This is a genomic window from Vibrio sp. 1180_3, assembly GCF_029478545.1.
Classification (GTDB): Bacteria; Pseudomonadota; Gammaproteobacteria; order Enterobacterales; family Vibrionaceae; genus Vibrio; species Vibrio aestuarianus.
The window spans coordinates 1-302 of record NZ_SJFM01000229.1 but is presented as its reverse complement, the minus strand read 5'-3'; the positions used below and the strand labels follow the sequence as shown (position 1 = coordinate 302).

Below are 302 nucleotides of genomic sequence, written 5' to 3'. Positions count from 1 at the left end.
AGAGTCGGAAAGAGATTGCCCCGTGCTCTTTCGTGATCGTTGAACTCTCCGCACTATAGCGGGCATCTACACTGACATTGCGCGACATACGGAACACGGTAAGCCTGTATCACTCCCTCTGGGAAAGCCTTCGTGGCCGACTGGTCTTCCGTTGCAAGAGAATTTGAAGAACTTTACGCAAATGATGATTTCAAAAGAGATTAGTGCCTCTCCTGACAGTGCTCAATGGCAATCCACCAATTGGAAAGACGTTGAATCTCATGTTTTAAAGCTTCAGATGCGTATTGCAAAGGCAACACGAG

1 pseudogene is annotated in these 302 nt (G+C 47.4%); it reads left to right on the top strand.

Annotation, left to right across the window (positions count from 1 at the left end):
• Positions 1 to 181: 181 nt before the first annotated feature.
• Positions 182 to 302, top strand: a pseudogene (locus EYW48_RS21685) (RNA-directed DNA polymerase); the annotation flags it as partial.